Origin of the sequence: Clostridium coskatii, from assembly GCF_001675205.1 — a bacterium.
Classification (GTDB): domain Bacteria; phylum Bacillota; class Clostridia; order Clostridiales; family Clostridiaceae; genus Clostridium_B; species Clostridium_B ljungdahlii.
The window spans coordinates 1-826 of the sequence record NZ_LROR01000064.1; the positions used below are offsets into that span (position 1 = coordinate 1).

General features: G+C 24.0%; 1 protein-coding gene. It reads right to left on the reverse strand.

The features are described from left to right. Nucleotides 1-251: 251 nt before the first annotated feature. Nucleotides 252-677, reverse strand: coding sequence for a helix-turn-helix domain-containing protein (locus tag CLCOS_RS16000; RefSeq protein ID WP_204524446.1), 426 nt, complete (start codon nt 675-677; stop codon nt 252-254). Nucleotides 678-826 lie beyond the last annotated feature (149 nt).

Consider the following 826-nt stretch of genomic DNA (forward strand, 5'->3'; position numbering starts at 1 on the left):
ATTTTAAGTAACTCTATATTACTTTCAAGTAAAATAACTTTAGTGTTAAGTAAATCTATATTTATTATAAGCTAGTAAGGATTTTTTATAATAAATAGCTCTAAAAACTAGTATTTATCTTATATATAATAATATATTTGCTTTCAAGTAATCAGGCTCTTGTGTTAAGTAAAAGCTACTTTGTTTCAAGTAGATTGAAGATATTGTAAATAATATATTCAATTTTAGTAGGAGTACTGTAATTTGAAACTTCAATTAACTTCTTTACCTGAATTACTTCCATTATAGACTTCATAAAGATCTATTATATCGTCTAAAAAGCCAAACATTCTTTTAGACTTATCACTTAGTTCATATTCTTCCGGTGCATTATTAGATGCTACAACTTCACGGTTATTGTCTGACTCTGCATGTTTATAATCTATTAATTCTTCAAACTTTATATTAAAGATTGTAATAATCTTATCCACATGTTTTTTGAAATTTGTGTTATTATCTATTTCACCTTTAATTAATTTATCAATAGTTGGTCTTGATATACCCGTTAATTTTGAAAACGATGATTTTATATAGCCATTATCTTTAATAAATTGAAGGAGATTATTACCTATCTTAAATCTGTTGTCGTAAATATATGATCCTAATTTCATTTCACTATATTTTTTTGCTAATTCCATATTATTACCTCCCATAACTATATGTTAGTGTAAAGTTTTTTACACTATTTTTTAAAAATATTCTTTATATATCAAGGGTTACAAAGTTTTTTTAAATAAAAAAACAATGACCCCCTAATTTCATGTTATAATTGAATCTCTCACCAAAC

Bases quoted from the DNA above. Each gene is read 5' to 3' on its own strand.
- CLCOS_RS16000 (WP_204524446.1), bottom strand. From the start codon at position 677: ATGGAATTAGCAAAAAAATATAGTGAAATGAAATTAGGATCATATATT.